17 protein-coding genes are annotated in these 16,272 nt (G+C 48.2%); 14 read left to right on the plus strand and 3 right to left on the minus strand.

The features are described 5' to 3' along the window. Positions 1-13 precede the first annotated feature (13 nt). The 4 genes from JJQ72_RS13045 (at position 14) to JJQ72_RS13060 (ending at position 2,522) form a co-directional block, all read left to right on the plus strand. The gene (locus JJQ72_RS13045) at positions 14-340 is read left to right on the plus strand and encodes a transposase (protein WP_208203960.1); all 327 of its coding nucleotides are present in this window, start codon (positions 14-16) and stop codon (positions 338-340) included. 44 nt (positions 341-384) lie between these two features. Next, positions 385-1,269, plus strand: a complete 885-nt coding sequence (locus JJQ72_RS13050) for an IS3 family transposase (RefSeq protein WP_347880753.1) — start codon at positions 385-387, stop codon at positions 1,267-1,269. A 567-nt stretch (positions 1,270-1,836) separates the two neighbouring features. Next, positions 1,837-2,016 (plus strand): hypothetical protein, encoded by a 180-nt coding sequence (locus tag JJQ72_RS13055; protein ID WP_208203962.1) that lies wholly within the window; start codon positions 1,837-1,839, stop codon positions 2,014-2,016. Positions 2,017-2,069: 53 nt separating this feature from the next. Then, positions 2,070-2,522 carry a hypothetical protein gene (locus JJQ72_RS13060; RefSeq protein ID WP_208203963.1) on the plus strand — a complete coding sequence of 151 codons (453 nt, stop codon included), beginning with the start codon at positions 2,070-2,072 and terminating at the stop codon, positions 2,520-2,522. A gap of 565 nt (positions 2,523-3,087) precedes the next feature. On the opposite strand, the gene JJQ72_RS13065 is transcribed toward JJQ72_RS13060, so the two are convergent. Continuing rightward, positions 3,088-3,315, minus strand: coding sequence for a DNA-binding protein (locus tag JJQ72_RS13065; protein WP_138225344.1), 228 nt, complete (start codon positions 3,313-3,315; stop codon positions 3,088-3,090). Between the two features lie 1,310 nt (positions 3,316-4,625). Here JJQ72_RS13065 and JJQ72_RS13070 point away from each other — a divergent pair. The 4 genes from JJQ72_RS13070 to JJQ72_RS13085 all read left to right on the plus strand — a co-directional run bounded on the left by JJQ72_RS13070 (position 4,626) and on the right by JJQ72_RS13085 (position 6,818). Further along, a complete protein-coding gene (locus JJQ72_RS13070) occupies positions 4,626-5,003 on the plus strand; it encodes a hypothetical protein (protein ID WP_208203964.1) in 378 nt (125 codons plus the stop codon). Between the two features lie 157 nt (positions 5,004-5,160). After that, entirely contained in the window at positions 5,161-5,613 is a 453-nt protein-coding gene (locus JJQ72_RS13075) for a hypothetical protein (protein WP_175415244.1), read from the plus strand. Between the two features lie 110 nt (positions 5,614-5,723). Beyond that, on the plus strand, positions 5,724-6,416 hold the full coding sequence (ung, locus tag JJQ72_RS13080) for a uracil-DNA glycosylase (RefSeq protein ID WP_208203965.1): 693 nt from the start codon (positions 5,724-5,726) through the stop codon (positions 6,414-6,416). 6 nt (positions 6,417-6,422) lie between these two features. Then, the gene (locus JJQ72_RS13085) at positions 6,423-6,818 is read left to right on the plus strand and encodes a hypothetical protein (RefSeq protein WP_138225349.1); all 396 of its coding nucleotides are present in this window, start codon (positions 6,423-6,425) and stop codon (positions 6,816-6,818) included. 96 nt (positions 6,819-6,914) lie between these two features. Here the strand turns inward: JJQ72_RS13085 and JJQ72_RS13090 are convergent, their stop codons facing one another. Both JJQ72_RS13090 and JJQ72_RS13095 read right to left on the minus strand, forming a co-directional pair. Continuing rightward, positions 6,915-7,991, minus strand: a complete 1,077-nt coding sequence (locus tag JJQ72_RS13090) for an AI-2E family transporter (protein WP_138225350.1) — start codon at positions 7,989-7,991, stop codon at positions 6,915-6,917. A gap of 140 nt (positions 7,992-8,131) precedes the next feature. Beyond that, positions 8,132-8,470, minus strand: a complete 339-nt coding sequence (locus JJQ72_RS13095) for a L,D-transpeptidase (RefSeq protein ID WP_138225351.1) — start codon at positions 8,468-8,470, stop codon at positions 8,132-8,134. 140 nt (positions 8,471-8,610) lie between these two features. Between JJQ72_RS13095 and JJQ72_RS13100 the strand changes: the two genes are divergently transcribed. The 6 genes from JJQ72_RS13100 (at position 8,611) to JJQ72_RS13125 (ending at position 16,166) form a co-directional block, all read left to right on the plus strand. Then, positions 8,611-9,078: a general stress protein gene (locus tag JJQ72_RS13100; protein ID WP_138225352.1), complete on the plus strand. Its 468-nt coding sequence runs from the start codon at positions 8,611-8,613 to the stop codon at positions 9,076-9,078. 146 nt (positions 9,079-9,224) lie between these two features. Continuing rightward, complete coding sequence (locus JJQ72_RS13105; RefSeq protein ID WP_138225353.1) at positions 9,225-11,033, plus strand: cache domain-containing sensor histidine kinase; 1,809 nt, start codon at positions 9,225-9,227, stop codon at positions 11,031-11,033. Positions 11,034-11,039: 6 nt separating this feature from the next. Further along, positions 11,040-12,551: a response regulator transcription factor gene (locus JJQ72_RS13110; protein WP_138225354.1), complete on the plus strand. Its 1,512-nt coding sequence runs from the start codon at positions 11,040-11,042 to the stop codon at positions 12,549-12,551. Between the two features lie 133 nt (positions 12,552-12,684). Continuing rightward, on the plus strand, positions 12,685-14,178 hold the full coding sequence (locus JJQ72_RS13115) for an ABC transporter substrate-binding protein (RefSeq protein WP_208203966.1): 1,494 nt from the start codon (positions 12,685-12,687) through the stop codon (positions 14,176-14,178). 84 nt (positions 14,179-14,262) lie between these two features. After that, positions 14,263-15,201, plus strand: coding sequence for an ABC transporter permease (locus JJQ72_RS13120; RefSeq protein ID WP_138225356.1), 939 nt, complete (start codon positions 14,263-14,265; stop codon positions 15,199-15,201). A gap of 47 nt (positions 15,202-15,248) precedes the next feature. Further along, positions 15,249-16,166, plus strand: coding sequence for a carbohydrate ABC transporter permease (locus JJQ72_RS13125; RefSeq protein ID WP_138225357.1), 918 nt, complete (start codon positions 15,249-15,251; stop codon positions 16,164-16,166). The last annotated feature ends 106 nt before the right edge of the window (positions 16,167-16,272 follow it).

The raw sequence follows: 16,272 nt of genomic DNA on the forward strand, positions 1-16,272 counted from the left end.
GAGGGGAACGCAAATGGAGAGAAAACGGTACGATCTAAATTTCAAAAAGATGGTGGTCGCCAAGGGTAGAGAGGTCGGGAACATGACGACCGTCGCCCGGCAGCATGAATTGGATCCCAAGATGGTGCTTCGCTGGGCGAAGGAGCTCAGCCGCATGGATCTGGAACAACTGGACGGATCCGCATTGAAGCAAAGCGCCTTCATCCCAACGGCATCGGATTATGCCACCTTGGAGAAGGAGCATGAGAAGCTGAAGAAGCTGTATGCCGAGCAGGCGCTGGAGCGAGAAATCCTCCGTGACCTGTTAAAAAAAACGAATCCAAACTTGAGGATAAAATAGCCATTGCTCAGAAGTACATTCAGTTGGGGCATGCCATTCGTCTGGTGCTGCGCATTTTAGACGTGCAGCGTTCGACGTATTATGCACATGTGAATCGATCTGAACATCACGAACCTATCCACAGGAGCGGTCGCCCCGCGCCTGGTTATTCAACCACGCAAGACGGCAAGCGGATTAGCGATGAACAAGTGAGCGAGTGGATCATGGAACTACTGGCGGACGAGTATACGTCCGTCTACGGGTACCGAAAGCTGACAAAGATGCTGCAGCGTGAGCATCGTCTGGTGATCAACAAGAAGAAAGTCTACCGCCTGTGCAAGGCGATGAACGTCCTGCGGCCCCAGCGGCAGCTGAAGATCAAGCATCCGAAGCGCCTGGCCAATAACCGGCTGCTCACAGGCTCCAATCAGCTCTGGGAAACGGATATTAAGTATGGGTGGGTCGAAGGCGAAGGGCGCTTCTTCTTCCTGCTGAGCATCATCGATGTGTTCGACCGGGCGATCGTCGCCTATCATCACGGCCTGTCCTGCGAGGCCAAGGACTTGGTTCAAATCACGCAGGAAGCGCTGATGAAGCGCCAGCTCTTTGACAACACGAATCGGCCTGTCATTCGCTCTGACAATGGTCCCCAGTTCATTAGCCATCGCTTTGCGGAGGCCTGTGCACAGTTTCAAATCGTTCACGAACGCATTCCACCCAAGACGCCAAACAAGAATGCGCATATCGAATCCTTCCATGCGATTCTGGAATCGGAGTGTTATCAGCGGCACGAGTTTGAGAACTATCAACAAGCGTATGAAATCGTCAGCAGCTTTATCCACAACTACAATCACAAGCGAATCCATGGTAGCTTATACGATCTGTCGCAGTACGAATACCGAGAGGCAATTCAACAAGGGATGGTGGAGCCCAAGGTCATCAAAGTGTAACCGCCGGAAGAAAAATGACGAAAACCGCAACAACCTTAAGCAATTCTATGCAATTGGTCGAATAAGAGGTGCGTGGTCCGGATTAAAGGGGTTAAACCGTTTTTTACCCGAGGGTTAACGTAAATATAGGCGCAGTCTTAGCGGATTAGATTCCGTTAGGACTGCGCCTTTTTTTTGTTTGCATACGGAATATATTTCCGCTATACTCATAACGTGATAAGCGCACAGTATCGAGTAAATGCGAATCACATCCCGATAAAATTAACGGAGAGGTCCTCGTGTACCTACCGCCTAAATAACGTTGATTAGCGCATGGCAGCCGTACAGGTAGCGCTTTAAGAGGCGAAAGCCTCTTAAAATCCTGCGGTAGGTGACTACCGTACGGGTTCGACCCCCGTCCTCGGCATACAAGCTTTATAAGGGTTTATTATGGAGGTCCTTATGAGTCTATCTTTAGAATGAGCAAGGTCCTGTGTACCGAGAGTTAATTTCTTAGTACACAGGACTAGCAAGTAATAGTCCCTTTCGGCACTTGTAACTAAAAAGTGCAGAGAGGGGCTTTTATTTATGACAAGAATCTTAAAGATCAAACCGAGTACCATTTTTATTTGGGAAGAATCCTGGGGCAGTTCAACTGCGGCTAAAAGTTTTAGATCACAAGAAATAGCTTTGTTAAAAGCGAGAAAATTTCAGGATTTAGTACAGTTGGAGGTAAGTGGTCTGCTTGGCGCTACATTGAAGCAATAATATTAGCTGAAAGATATTTTGGTTTTACCAGTACTAAATAAGGGGTGCCTACAATGATGCAATTGTTAATCATTCCAGGGAAGGCGATTGGTAAAGTTAATCTGGGAATGGACAAAAGTGAGACTGAAACATTGATTGAGAACAGTCCCATATTCTATAATATTGAATACGATGATTACGAGAAAGTGAGTTTTATTGAAGTAGCAAATGGCGCTAAAGATTTTTATCAATGTCTTATCCCAGATTTGAATTTAGAAGTCTTTGAAACTAAAGCATCAGATATAGTGGAAATGCTAACTAAGAATAACGTGTACGATGAAGATGAAGAAAGTCTGGCAGGACTTAGCTATCGCTTCAGTGATTTAGGGATAGCTTTTTGGAGACCATATAATCTTAAAGAAGAAGATACACTTGAACAATGGTTCAAGGAAATGACCCCTGAAAACCAGCATGAAGAAATGAAAAACTTTTATTTTGAATCAATATCGGTTTTCAATCCAGAGTAAGTTGAAAAGTGGAGCAGTGTATGCTGCTCTTCTTTTTCTATATCTATCTTAAAAATGCACAATACATATGAGACATTCGGGTTATGAAGAGATATTGTAGAAAAAATTGGTTCAAAACCGAATTCAGTGCTTGACGAGATAAACTACATATAAAAGCTTTACTACTGAGCGATAGTCAATGCTGTCCATGCTGTGGATTCGATCAAGAGGTCATCCGAAAGGGATGTATTGCACACGTTGCGAAGCTTGGTTTGTTTGGACGGAGTCTGTAAAATAGATTATGTAATCTCCCAAAACTATCACTATGAAACATAGTAGAAAGATTAGGAGAACACATGCTTGAGAACTATCAACAAGCGTATGAAATCGTTCTGATTGAAACCGAATTACCCTAATCAACTGCATTAATTCAGGAGTTAAAAGTCTTAATACGCATTGCCATCACCGAGTTTGATTGGTTTTTCATCAGCCTTTTTGCTGTTAGGAACGGATTTTTGCGATAGTAGTGTTTGCCCGATCCGGAATGAAAGAATCTCTGAGATAAAAAACCCGCCATTGAGGCGGGTTATTTCCGGTTATAAACGGCAGCTTCTTCTTTGCGAGCGAGGACGTCAGATCGCCAGAATAATCGTTCACGGTTGGTTTCTTTAACTGGCGTAAGCTTTCCGCGTTTTACAAACGAGTGAAGGTTCTGGCGTGTGCTCTCAAGGATCTCGATGGCTTCGGCAGTGCTGACAAGTTCATTAGAGATCCAGTCAGCCAATTCTTCTTTGGATGCGAAATTGTAAGTCATTTTGATATCACCATTTTACAATGAGTATGGCTATTGTTGTAAGGCTGATGATCATAGAAGCAACGCTGAGAATCATCGTTGCTTTATTCATCTTGTGGACGTTCATTTGATCAGCTCCCTGAGATATGGTCGAGTAAAGAAGAATGACACCTTATATGCACGAGCCCTTCTGGAAGCCCGTTGCAGGCTCCTGACCGGTTCATCCATCTCGTCTTTCTTCTTTTCTCGTTCATTGCATCTTGTTCACCTCCCACTATAAATTTATTATATCAAATCAGGCCTATCGATTAACCAAGATCTGTAATTAACTCGGACTACGATTTGTCCGCAGAGTGACGTATCTGAACACTTCGGTTAATGTTGTGTTTTTGCCAAATCGTGTGGGAATGTTAAGGTGTTGCTTGATCCAGCTAGACATTACCTCAGTCTGCCAGCGGGCTCAAATCAAAGCAATCTTTTCGAGTCTGCTTGGATCAATTTGTACAATCAAGAAGGATGGAAGTGCTTATGTGGCACAAAAGTTGTACGCTTACAGTTTATTGCAGAGGGCTGCTTTGATGCAATCTTCTTGGACGGTTCTGGTTCTGAACAAATTCGCTGCAAGAAGGAAGACAGGACTCAAGTCATGGAGCGAGATACTAATACTGGTTGGTTTGATAGTACAGGTCGGTATATCTGGAATATGGTCAAACGGGTCATATGCATCAGATAATAAACAAAAAAGCGATAAGGCTGATCGGATATAGTGCTGCAAAGACGGACATAGCATTTTTAGAAGGATTGAGCTTCTTATAAATCATCATCCCCGTTATAAACAATCCATACGATAAATATGCAGAAGAGATACGGTACGACCCGACTGAATGGATATCTAGACTTACCATGATCTGTTCGATAACTGCGAGCACAACTAATACTGCAGCAGCGATGATGATTAGATTTATTACTCTAGCATCCCTATACAAATAAAAGAATAGGGGCACTAAGATGTAGATAAGCGAAGTGTAGCCGATCGTCGTGAATTGGATTACATCACTGAAGTATTCAGTCGACAGTTCAAAATCGCTTTGGAAAATCATGAAGAAAATGGTCAAAAGCAAACTGATTACACTTGCAAGTCCAAGTAGGTATAATAATTTGCTTCCCGCAATGTTCAAAATTTCACAACCTTTCCGTAAAATTCAATGCTACTCACCTTTTGACTTTCATTACTATAAGACTCATTTGAAATAGATTAAGTTATAGGAACGAATAAAAAAAGGTCAGAAGAGAAATCGTGTCCCTGCGGGAAAAACTCACGGAGGAGGCCGGTGGCATTCTCGTTAGCGCCTAGCTGCCATGAACAGCTTTCTGGTTTGCGTGGCAAGCAAATTACTTCCTTCTCCATCCGTTGGAGATCTTCTGAAAGGCGGACGCGCCGCCCTGACGCAGAAGTAATGCCATGGCTGCTCAGAGAATTTGGCATGCTGCAGCGGCTGCTTGAGCACCTTGATGGGATTGTTATGCAGCGCAACTATTTTGGTTTCATTGCGTTTATAAAAGACGCAATATTAGGAAGAAAGTTACAAAAAGTGCCGTTGAGGGGACCATTGCCGAATAGGATTAATGAGAACTCCCTTCGCATGATAACAAATGATAATAAGATTGGAAACTCACCCGTGCGCTCGATGCTTATCCGGAGTGAGTGAAAGCGCAAATCTTCTTAATAACATAAGGAGTTGATGAGATTGTACTCAACCCCATGTGAAACGGTTTTGTGCCAGCATTATTGTAGTTGGAATGATACTAATAATCAGCGGCTTACTGCTCTTTATTCCTCAAACAACGAGATCGGACACCCCCGAAATGTATTATTACAACATAGCCATTTTGCGTCTTCTTCTCCCGATTGCTGGCATTATTATGATCTTGATCGGTACATCCGTATATTCTGTCTATAAAGCGCTTCAGAAAGAAGTTGTTATACTTCAAGAAAACGACAGCAAGCTGGAAGAAATACAAAACAATGTTATGACTAGGCTTTCAACCAGCCTCATGGTGCTGGCGGTCGCTATGATGCTCGCAGGGTGTGCGAAAGGGGACAGTCACTTTATCGTACAAGGAAAGATTGAAGACATTTCTTCTGAGACCGGGCAGATCCTTGTAGACGGCTTCTGGCTGCCAGTCCGGGAGCATGAGCGCTTTATGGTAGGAGAGTATGTTATAGCTGAGATCGAAAGCCGGGCGCCTGGCGACTCTTATGATCCGGATTTGACCACAGTTCGCCGTATAGAGCGTGGAAGCGAAGCATCGAAATAACCGGTTTTCCCTGAAATTAGGAAAAAAGCCGGTTTATTTTTATGCCAAAACGTTGTAGTATCGGTATACAAACCTTTGACAGCAGCAAATGACGGGGAGGACGCTGGACTTTGTTTAACAACGACTGGGACGAGCAGCTAAAGGACGAGATCAGCAAGCCATATTTTCAAGAGCTGCGTATGAAGCTGGCTGTAGAATACAAGGAACACAGGGTGTATCCGCCGAAAGAAGATATTTTTCGAGCTCTGAAAGAGACGGCCTGCCGGGATGCCCGGGTAGTCATTCTGGGTCAGGATCCGTATCACGGAGCAGGGCAGGCTGAAGGCTTAAGCTTCTCGGTTCGTGCGGGCATCCGGATTCCGCCATCATTACATAATATTTATAAAGAGCTGAATCAGGATCTGGGGGTGCCTGCTCCTCATCATGGGTCGCTGATGCACTGGGCGAAGCAAGGTGTGGTGCTGCTGAATGCGGTATTGACGGTTAGGGAAGGACAGCCGAATTCCCATAAAGGGTTAGGATGGGAGAGCTTTACGGATGCCGTGTTTCACAAGCTGAATGAGCGGCAGGAGCCGCTGGTATTTATGCTATGGGGCAGCTACGCACAGAAAAAAGGCTCCTTCATCGACCGGACGCGCCATTTGGTGCTGGAATCGACGCATCCAAGCCCCTTGGCAGCGCATAGAGGGTTCTTGGGCAGCCGGCCGTTCTCGAAAGCCAATGCTTTCTTGAAGGAGCACGACATGGAGATTATCGACTGGAAGCTGCCGGAGCTTCCGGACGAAACACATCATCGGGGGTGATTGTCTTTGAAGCATTGGGTGGGCCGACGCATTGCAGTACAGCAGCGGGATAAGGATAAGACCTTGACTGAAGGCGTGCTGAAATCCTGGGATACCGTCCAGGAGCGGATGATTCTTTCTCCCGGGGAAGTCAGCATTCCCTTTCATTTAGTAGCCAAGGTAGAGCCAAGCGATCATGCTCCTGCCTTGAACGGAATCGGATATATCATCCAGCATTCCATCCAGTTTGATAATGCCGTATATTTCCGCTCCAGTGTTATGGTGTGGAAGGGAGATACGTTAACAGCCTACCAGGAGACGCTGACTGCCCACGACCGGGATACGGTTACGTTATCGAATGGGCTTCGCCTGCGTAAGGACGAACACTGCTTCGTCGTGCGGTCTCTTCGTGGCAAGGCTTAACCATTGCGTTAGCCACTGACAATGAAACACCCTGATTCTCAGGCCAAGAGCGCTGCCGCTGCTTGGCGTTGAGATCAGGGTGTTTTTTGGGATAGGTCAGGCGTTTTCGACTTTCTCGGCAAGGAATAGCTCGTAAATACGTACAATTAGAATCTTGATCACCATATAAGCAGGAATAGCCAGCAGTACGCCGAGCATACCGTAGAAGTTCCCTCCCACCAGAATGAGCACGACAGTTGTTAAGGGATGGATATCCAGCTGCTTGCCATAAATGACTGGTGTCAGGATGTTATCCTGGATTTGCTGGGCGGCAATAATGACAACCACAGACCAGATCGCCGTGCCGGGGGATTCAATGAAGCCGACGATCACGACGGGGATCGTTGCCAGGATCGCTCCCACATAAGGTATGAAGTTCAGCACGAAGGAGATCAGTGTCAGCAGCAGAGAGTACGGCAGGCCGATGATCAGAAAGCCGATATAAATCAGAACACTGAGCACCAGGTTCAGGATAACCTTGCCGATAATAAAGCTGCTGAGGGCGTTATCCATTTCACCGAGCACCTCATGGCCCTCACGCCGGTAGCGGCGGGGCAGCATGCCAAGGATTTTCGGAGGCAGCTTGCCGCTTTCCTTCAGCATATAGTAGAGAATGATCGGCACGGTCGCAACGATAATGAAGAAATTCGACACAGCGGAGATGACATTGCTCATGGAGTTGGTAACCCAGTCCACAGCCTGATTGGCATACTCAGACACTCGATTGTACAGCTCCGACTCGGAAGGAATGTACTGGCCGATGATGGAGTTCTTCTTCAGCTCATCCATTTGCTTCTGGACATCCTGTACGAGATTTGGTGCATTGGAGATGAAATTCTCAATCTGCTCGCGCAGCGTCGGCCAAACGGTGACAATAAAGAGGGCGAACAGGGCTGCGAAGACGAAATAGATCATCAGTACGGCAAGTGCCCGCTTGATCTTCCGCTTCTCTAAATAATCCACGACCGGCCGCAGTAAATAATAGAAGAAGCCGGCCAGTGCAATAGGTACAAGCAGAAGATTGAAGATATCGACAAAGGGCCGAAACAGGAAGCTGATCTTCGTAAGCAGATATACAATAAGTAAAAAGGCGATAATGCCAAGACAGGTGCGGAAATACTTGTTCTGAAGCATTGCGAAAATCCCTCCCGGGTATGTAATCTGGAGCCGCCGCATCAAGCGGCTCGTCTCACTTGACAGTTCTCATTAACCATATTGCCAGACCTGGACAACATCTGTCCCGGGTCCATTCTTTGCCTTTGCCAACCGCTAGCTTACGGCCGAATTGTAACCTGGGTGTGGATAGGAACAAGCGCAGCCAAGGTGTTAACGTCTTCGTTATACATCCGGACGCAGCCTGCCGACACGGCTCTGCCGATCGAGCCTGGATCGTCCGTACCGTGAATGCCATAGTGCGGCTTGGAAAGCCCAAGCCAATACGAGCCGTAAGGACCTCCCGGATTGGGCTGCTTATTGACGATGGTATACTCGCCGGGCGGTGTTTGCGTTGCCAGCTTCCCGATCGCCACCGGAAATTGCCGGATGACGATGTCTCCGTCCAGCAGGTACAGCGCGAAGTCGGATAGATCGACAATGATGCGGTATTTGGGCATTTTGTTCCCTCCCTTAACTTCATCTTATGCAGTAATACTTAATCTGGAGAATGCCACTCCGGTATTCCCATCTGTGCGTTTGGCGTGCCGCCGCTTATGGTTAATACTTGTTAACTCAGACTCAGGGAGATGATAGGGGCATGAATATACTGATGGCAGGGGTGTTTGACTCCGAGGCGGATCTGTACAACACGGTTCGGCAGCTGAAGGAAGCGGGAATTCAGGCCGAAGACATCTCGGTCGTTTCAAGGCGTGTCAAAATGCTGGAGAAGCTGAGTCAGCTTACAGGCACCCAGCCGCCTCAGACCGGGGATTCATCAAAAATGGTGATTGGTATCCTCCGCGAGGTTGCTGCAGGCTTTCAAGTGCTGCCGGAGCCGGCGGCGGTGTCAGGGCCTGCTGCCGAACGAGCTGCAGGGGCCGGCATCGGAGGCGGTGAGGACTCGCTCGCCAAGGCTTTGGCCGGAATGGGCATACCGGAAGATGAAGCAAGCTGGTATGAGAAGCAGATTGAGCAGGATCAGGTCCTCGTACTGCTTGCCTGTGAGCCCGCATATCGCCGAAGAGTCAGCGAAATATTCAACCGCAACAGTGTAGTAAATCGCTAAGACTATACGCTTGGCTCTGGCAGATGTCCTTCTGAGAAGGACATCTTTTATTTTTTTTCCTGATAATAACAGCGGGACAGCGGGGAAATTCGTGGTATGATATGGGGTACGAATTGTAACAAACTCATGCTAAGGAGGACGGACCCATGTCTGCCGGCAGCGTGTATCGCACGTATGTGAAAAATAATATGTTTACCAAGATGCTGCTGCTGTTCGTGGTCATTGCGGTAACGACGATTGTCACCTTGTCCTACCTGATGTTTAATTTGATGTCTGAGTCCGTCATTCGCAACGAGCTGGGGAATCAGCGGGAAGCGGTAGAGCGGGTTGAGCGTTACGTGCACCAGAAGTACATAAATGTGCAATCCTATACGAATGATCTGTATCGGAGTGCATCCTTGGGACAGGATACCTCTTACTTTTTAATTAATGATTTCGATGAATATATGGCCAAGCGGATCGACCGGATGACCCAGTCTCCGATCGGGAACAGCGAAAGCGTGCTTCACTACTTCCGGCAGGCGCTGGACGATGATCCCGGCATTCGTAATTTAATGCTCTATAGTGCAGAGAAGCAGTATATGTATGTGTACACCCAGGGCGGAATGTCCAAGCTGTACCAGGCGAATCAGAGCCGCTCCTACATTCCGGATGCGATGGCGCTGGAGAGTCCGAGTGTCTCGGTACCGAATGAATGGGTGAGGAACCTGGTCAAGGATCAGGAGACGCCGGTGTATTCCATTCGCATGCCGATCAATGATATGAGAACCTATAAGAACCTGGGACAGCTGCTTGTCTATTACCAGGCAGAGGATTTGGATCGTTTGCTGGAGAGCTATGCGCCAGGGATTAAGGGATATGTCATGATGCTGTCGGCTGACGGCAAGGTAATGTATGATTCCTCCGGCCGGTACAATGGGGAACGATATCCCTATGCGGATCGGCTGGTTAATTCAGAAGCAACCGTCCAGCTGGAAGAGGAGTCCTATACGGTCACTCTGTCCAACAACCAGGGCGGCTTCACCGTCGTTGGGGTAGCCCCCGTGGCTGAAATGGCCGAAGGCTATCAGGGGATTCGGGATACGATTGTGCTGGTCGCCTCCATTGGGATCCTGATTGCAATCAGCCTGCCCGCTCTCCTGATTGTGAACTATTCCAAAAGAACGAATAACATAATCCGGTTTATGCGCAAGGTAGAGACGGGAGATTTTGTAGCCCGAATACAGGATACCAAGGAAGATCAGCTGGGGCAGATCGCCCATAGCTTTAATGAGATGTTAGATGAGCTTGTTCAATATATCGATAAGGTTTATAAAGCCGAAATTAATGAGAAGAATGCCGAGCTGTCGGCGCTGCAGGCCAGAATCAATCCTCACTTTCTTTACAATACGCTGGAGGTCATCCGGATGAGGGCGCTGTCCCGTGGAGCGAGAGATGTCGGAGATATGATCTACAGCTTGTCGGTCCTGTTCAAGAACATGGTGCAGAAGAAAGAGAATTACACGCTCAAGGATGAGCTGGAAGCCTGCAGGCTGTATCTGGAGCTGTTTCGGATCCGCTATAAAGACAAGTTTATTTATAAATTACATGTGGATGAAGAGCTGAAAGAGATGCCGATGATCAAGATGTCTCTTCAGCCGCTGATCGAGAATTATATCGTCCACGGCATTCTTCCGGAACGGGAGGATAACCGCATTGAAATATTGGCGGAATGTCACGAGGATCAGGTCGAGGTAACGGTAAGAGATAACGGGAAGGGCATGAGTCCTCAGGAGCTGGAATCGCTGCAGCTGCGTCTTTCCACGGTGGAAGCGCCGGGTGAGTCGTTCGGGCTGCGGAGCGTCAGCGAGCGCCTGAGACTGACCTATGGCCCGCAGAGCAGAATGGAAATAGACAGCACCGAGGATGAAGGGACCACCGTGAAGCTCATGTTTCCGGTCACGGCAAAGGAGTGAAGCTGCATGTATAAAGTGTTCATTGTGGATGACGAGCCGTTTATCATTGAGGGATTGTATGATGCTGTGGATTGGCAGGGCTTTAACCTGGAGATCGTGGGACATGCCGGAAACGGCAGGCAGGCGCTCGAGAAGCTGAAGGAGGTGCCGGCGGATCTGCTCATTACGGACATTTCCATGCCGGTCATGACCGGACTGCAGCTCATTGCGGAGGCCCGAGCCGTTCATCCGAACCTCAAGGTGATTATCTTGAGCGGCTTTGATGATTTCGACTACCTGAAGGAAGCAATGCGGCTGGGGATTGAGAATTATCTCTTGAAGCCGATCAACCTGGAGGAGCTGGAGGAGACGCTGTCAGCTACGATCAGCAAGCTAAATGCGGTGAAGGCCAGCTACTTGCTGGATGAATATGATATGTCTGTTCTAAAAAGCAATATTTTGTATCGCTGGCTCACCGGCAAAATCCGTGAAGAAGAGCTGGCGGAACGCGCCGCTCTGCTGGGGCTGTCTCTTGATGAGCCTTATGTGCTGGTATCGGTGCTACGGGGACAAAGCGTCAGGCTGGAGCGGGTGCTCAGAGAGCTGGCGGAGCAGCAGGAGCAGGTGCTTTATTTTGTCGATGATGATGGAGATTTTGTTGTCATCTTCACGATGCAGGACCCGGAGCTGGAGAAGCCGCGGGCGATCCGCCAGCTGCGGCAAATCAGGGAGCGCTGCTATGATGAAGTGATCTCGATCTCTTTGGGAAGCGTGGAGGACTTAGGTGAAGGCAGAACGGACAGCTATTTGCACGCCAAGGAGGCGCAGGAATATTTTCTTGTGCTGCAGCAGCCTTCTTATGTGGACTATGTAGATATTCAGCAGCGGAAGGAAGAGACCGCCAAGGCGTTTCAGCTGCACTGGCCTGACTATGCGAAGGCGATTGCGGCCCGGAACAAGGAGGAGCTGTTCCGGCAGATCGATCATGACTTTGCGTCGCTGCGGAATACGCCGGGGATCGTTCCGGGTATACTGCATAGTGCAGCGGTGGAGCTGATCGTCAGGTTCAAAATGGAGCTGAGTGATATTCAGTACAGCGCAGCCCCGGATTTTTTGAAAAGAACGTTAAACGGGATTGTAGCTGCGGGAGCGATCGATGAGTTGATTTCGGTCATCAAGGCTGCAGTCAGCGATCTGGTAGACGCACTGAACAGTGATGTGAAAAGCCCTGTCATCCAGCAGATTCTGCAGCATATCCATGAGGCGTATCACGAGGACCTGTCCCTGAAGCTGCTGGGTGCGCAGTATCATATCCATCCCGTCTATCTGGGGCATCTGTTTCATAAAGAAACCGGTGAAACCTTCGCTGAATACATTAACCGATATCGCATCGAGAAGGCCAAGGAGCTGCTTAGAACGACGCCTCTTAAGGTGCAGGATATATCAAAACAGGTAGGATATTGGGAAACAGGATATTTTTATAAACAATTCAAAAAGTTCGCTGGCATGTCACCCGGTGACTTTCGAGGACTGCTCTGATGTAAGGTTCAGAGCAGTTTTTCTTTATTTTCACCATAATACCTTTAATTTTTCGCCTATATGAAAATGTTTTCATCCGGTAACCTTATAGGTGTAGCAAGCAATGAGAGACATAAAAGGGAGGACGTAAAACATGAGCAAAACAAAAAAGAAATGGCTGTTGCCACTGACAGTAATGCTGTCCGCATCCATGCTGCTTTCCGCTTGCGGAGGAAGCAACAACGAAGCTGGAAATGAAAGCGCAGGCAACGAGTCCGAGAAGCCCGCTGAAGCGACTGAACTGATCTGGTACACCATCGGTGCTCCACAGAAGGACATTGATATGGTGGAAGAGGAAATCAATAAGTACACGGCCGAGAAAATTGGCGTTACCGTTGACATCAAGATGATCGACTATGGTGACTATACGCAAAAAATGCAGGTTATGGCGGCTTCCGGTGAGCCAATGGACATCCTGTTCACAAGCTCTTGGGCATTTGACTACGTTCAAAATGCAAGAAAAGGCGCATTCATGGAGCTGGATCAGCTCATTGAAGACCATGGCCAAGGCATCAAGGAAGTGCTGGACCCAGCGTTCCTGGAAGGCTCCAAGGTCGATGGACATAACTACGGTATTCCTGCAAACAAAGAGCTTCCTGCCCAAGAGGTATGGCGCTTTAACAAAACGCTCCTTGACAAGCACAACCTGAGCATTGAAGGCTTGGAAAAGCTGGAAGATATGGAGCCGCTGCTGAAAGCTGTGAAGGAAAACGAGCCTAATGTTGTTCCATTTGCGGTAGGCAAGGACTACTCTCCGCTGAACACGCTGCCATACGACTACATTATTCAGAATCTGCCAATGGCTGTGGACATGAACGATCCAGAGCTGAAGGTCATCAACGTGCTGGATCAGCCGGACCTGATGGAAGATCTGCAAACGATGAACAAGTACTACAAGGCTGGTTACATCTCGCCTGAAGCTGCAACAACAACGTCTACCCAGGATCTGTTCACATCCGGCAACTGGTTCATGGACCGTGCAACTTCCCAGCCATTTGCAGACAACCTGTGGAGCCAAGGCTATGGATACCCTGTAGTATCCACCCCTGCGAGCGAAGCAACCATCTACAACTGGTCCGTCATGGGATCTCTGCAGGCCATCTCTGCCAACTCCGAGCATCCGGAAGAGGCCATGAAGTTCCTGAACCTGCTTAACACGGACGTAGCACTGCGTAACATGGTTGACTCCGGCATCGAAGGCGTTCACTACAAGAAAGTGAGCGAGAACGTGATGGAGAACCTGCCAGAATCCAAGAACTACGATATGCCTACCTTTGCTCTGGGTAACATCATGCTGACATACCTGAACCCTGCAGACCCTGAGAACAAGTGGGAAGAGTTTAAAAAGTTCAATGACGCTGGTACAGCAAGCCCGCTTCTCGGCTTCAACTTCGATCCTTCGAATGTGTCCACTGAGCTGGCTGCACTGAACAACGTGAAGGAAGAGTTCTGGTCCCCGTTGATGACGGGTACAGTAAGTCCGGAAGAATTCATTCCAAAAGCAATCGAAAGACTGAAGTCCGCAGGTATGGACAAAGTCATCGCTGAAGCTCAAAAGCAAATCGACGAGTGGAAAGCGAGCAAGTAATTATTGAAGACAACACTAGTATAGGAGGGGCGGCGGTTGTATAAACCGCCCCTCCTATTCTTTCATACAGAGGAGGACGCAAGCATGGGAGCGATTGGGCGCTTTTTAAAAAATATTATGACCAACAAGGCAATGCTGTTGATGGTGCTGCCGGGTGCGATCTGGTTTCTCTTTTTCTCATACCTGCCCATGTTCGGAACGATTATTGCCTTCAAGGAATATCGCTTTAGCCGGGACGGGTTTCTGGCCAGCATATTCAATAGCGAATGGGTAGGGTTTGATAATTTCAAGTTCCTGTTTAGTACGAATGATGCATATATCATCACAAGAAACACGGTGTTGTACAATTTTGTCTTTATTGTGCTGGGCCTGGTGCTCTCCGTAGCCCTGGCGATCGTACTTTCTGAAATCGTGAATAAGCGATTGGCGAAAGTGTACCAGACCGGTATGTTTCTGCCTTACTTCTTGTCCTGGGTTATCGTCGGCTACTTCGTATTCAGCTTCCTGAGCTATGACAAAGGGATGCTGAACCAAATTCTTGGCTGGTTCGGAGCCGAGCCGATTCAGTGGTACTCCGAAGCCAAATATTGGCCGATTATCCTAACTCTCGTCAGTCTCTGGAAAGCGATCGGCTATAACAGTGTCGTTTATCTGGCCGCGATCATGGGCATTGATAAATCGCTGTATGAGGCTGCTATGATTGACGGTGCTAACAAGTGGCAGCAGATCAAAGCGATTACGCTTCCGATGCTGAAGCCGCTCATGACCATTCTGACACTGCTTGCAATCGGCAGAATTTTCTACGCTGACTTTGGTCTGTTCTACCAGGTACCGCGGGATTCCGGAACATTGTATTCCGTTACCAACGTTATTGACACTTACGTATATCGCGGACTTAAAACAACCGGTGAAATCGGCATGACGACCGCTGCTGGCTTGTATCAGTCCGTTGTCGGCTTCGTCCTGGTCATTACATCTAACTATATTGTCCGCAAGTACGATAAAGATAACGCTTTGTTCTAGGCTTTACCCATGCATGTTCCGAGTTTAATTCAAGGGAGGTTCGCGCCGTGTCTAAAAGCAACGCTAAACCACAGGATTTTCACCAGCTGTCGAAGGGATGGAATATCGGAGCAAACCTGATTGCCGGCATCTTTGCCTTTCTGTGTGTGTTCCCATTCCTGTTCGTTCTTATTATCTCATTTACCGATGAGAAATCTCTTGCCACCAACGGCTATCAGATCATTCCGGAGCAATGGAGCCTGGAAGCCTATAAATATGTATTTCAGACCGGAGACGCACTGCTGCGCTCTTACGGTGTCACCATCTTTGTAACGGTTGTGGGTACATTGATCAGCTTGTTCGTGATCGCACTGTACTCTTACGCTGTATCTAGAAAAAGCTTCAGATACCGCAACTTCTTCTCCTTCTTCGCCTTCTTCACGATGCTCTTTAACGGTGGTCTCGTTCCGACCTACATCGTAGCGACGCAGCTGCTGGGCCTGAAGGATTCCATCTGGGCGCTCATCTGGCCGCTGGCGGTCAATGCGTTCTACATTATGATCCTCAGGACGTTCTACAGCACTAGTGTCCCGGATGCTATTATCGAGTCCGGCAAGATTGACGGAGCGAGCGAGTTCAAAATTTTCTACAAGCTGGTGATCCCGCTGTCGCTGCCGGGCCTTGCCACAATCGGCCTGTTCAGCACCCTGGGCTACTGGAACGACTGGTTCAACGCTTTGCTGTACATCGATGATCCGGATCTGGTTCCACTGCAATCCATGCTGATGCGGATTGAGACAAGCATGCAGTTTATTTTGCAAAATTCCCAGAACTCTTCATTGAGCATGGCAGCCCTGCAGTCCTTGCCGCAGGATACGTCCCGGATGGCAATGGTCGTGCTGGCAACCGGACCGATTGTGCTGGCTTATCCGTTCTTCCAGCGTTACTTCATTCAAGGTCTGACTATTGGTGCTGTAAAGGAATAATTCAATATGGATAAGTAATGGAGGCCAATAAACCTTCGATCAGGCCGATGCTTAACCGAAGGTCTTTCGAATAAACGAATGAAGAAACAGATGCTGCCTAATCCTA

Origin of the sequence: Paenibacillus sp. F411 (assembly GCF_017582705.1) — a bacterium.
GTDB lineage: Bacteria > Bacillota > Bacilli > Paenibacillales > Paenibacillaceae > Paenibacillus_AQ > Paenibacillus_AQ algicola.

What these genes read in the sequence shown, in the direction of transcription:
- JJQ72_RS13045 (WP_208203960.1), top strand. Translation starts at nt 14, where the DNA reads ATGGAGAGAAAACGGTACGATCTAAATTTCAAAAAGATGGTGGTCGCC.
- JJQ72_RS13055 (WP_208203962.1), top strand. Translation starts at nt 1,837, where the DNA reads ATGACAAGAATCTTAAAGATCAAACCGAGTACCATTTTTATTTGGGAA.
- JJQ72_RS13060 (WP_208203963.1), top strand. Translation starts at nt 2,070, where the DNA reads ATGATGCAATTGTTAATCATTCCAGGGAAGGCGATTGGTAAAGTTAAT.
- JJQ72_RS13065 (WP_138225344.1), bottom strand. Translation starts at nt 3,315, where the DNA reads ATGACTTACAATTTCGCATCCAAAGAAGAATTGGCTGACTGGATCTCT.
- JJQ72_RS13075 (WP_175415244.1), top strand. Translation starts at nt 5,161, where the DNA reads ATGTATTATTACAACATAGCCATTTTGCGTCTTCTTCTCCCGATTGCT.
- JJQ72_RS13090 (WP_138225350.1), bottom strand. Translation starts at nt 7,991, where the DNA reads ATGCTTCAGAACAAGTATTTCCGCACCTGTCTTGGCATTATCGCCTTT.
- JJQ72_RS13095 (WP_138225351.1), bottom strand. Translation starts at nt 8,470, where the DNA reads ATGCCCAAATACCGCATCATTGTCGATCTATCCGACTTCGCGCTGTAC.
- JJQ72_RS13100 (WP_138225352.1), top strand. Translation starts at nt 8,611, where the DNA reads ATGAATATACTGATGGCAGGGGTGTTTGACTCCGAGGCGGATCTGTAC.
- JJQ72_RS13105 (WP_138225353.1), top strand. Translation starts at nt 9,225, where the DNA reads ATGTCTGCCGGCAGCGTGTATCGCACGTATGTGAAAAATAATATGTTT.
- JJQ72_RS13110 (WP_138225354.1), top strand. Translation starts at nt 11,040, where the DNA reads ATGTATAAAGTGTTCATTGTGGATGACGAGCCGTTTATCATTGAGGGA.
- JJQ72_RS13115 (WP_208203966.1), top strand. Translation starts at nt 12,685, where the DNA reads ATGAGCAAAACAAAAAAGAAATGGCTGTTGCCACTGACAGTAATGCTG.
- JJQ72_RS13120 (WP_138225356.1), top strand. Translation starts at nt 14,263, where the DNA reads ATGGGAGCGATTGGGCGCTTTTTAAAAAATATTATGACCAACAAGGCA.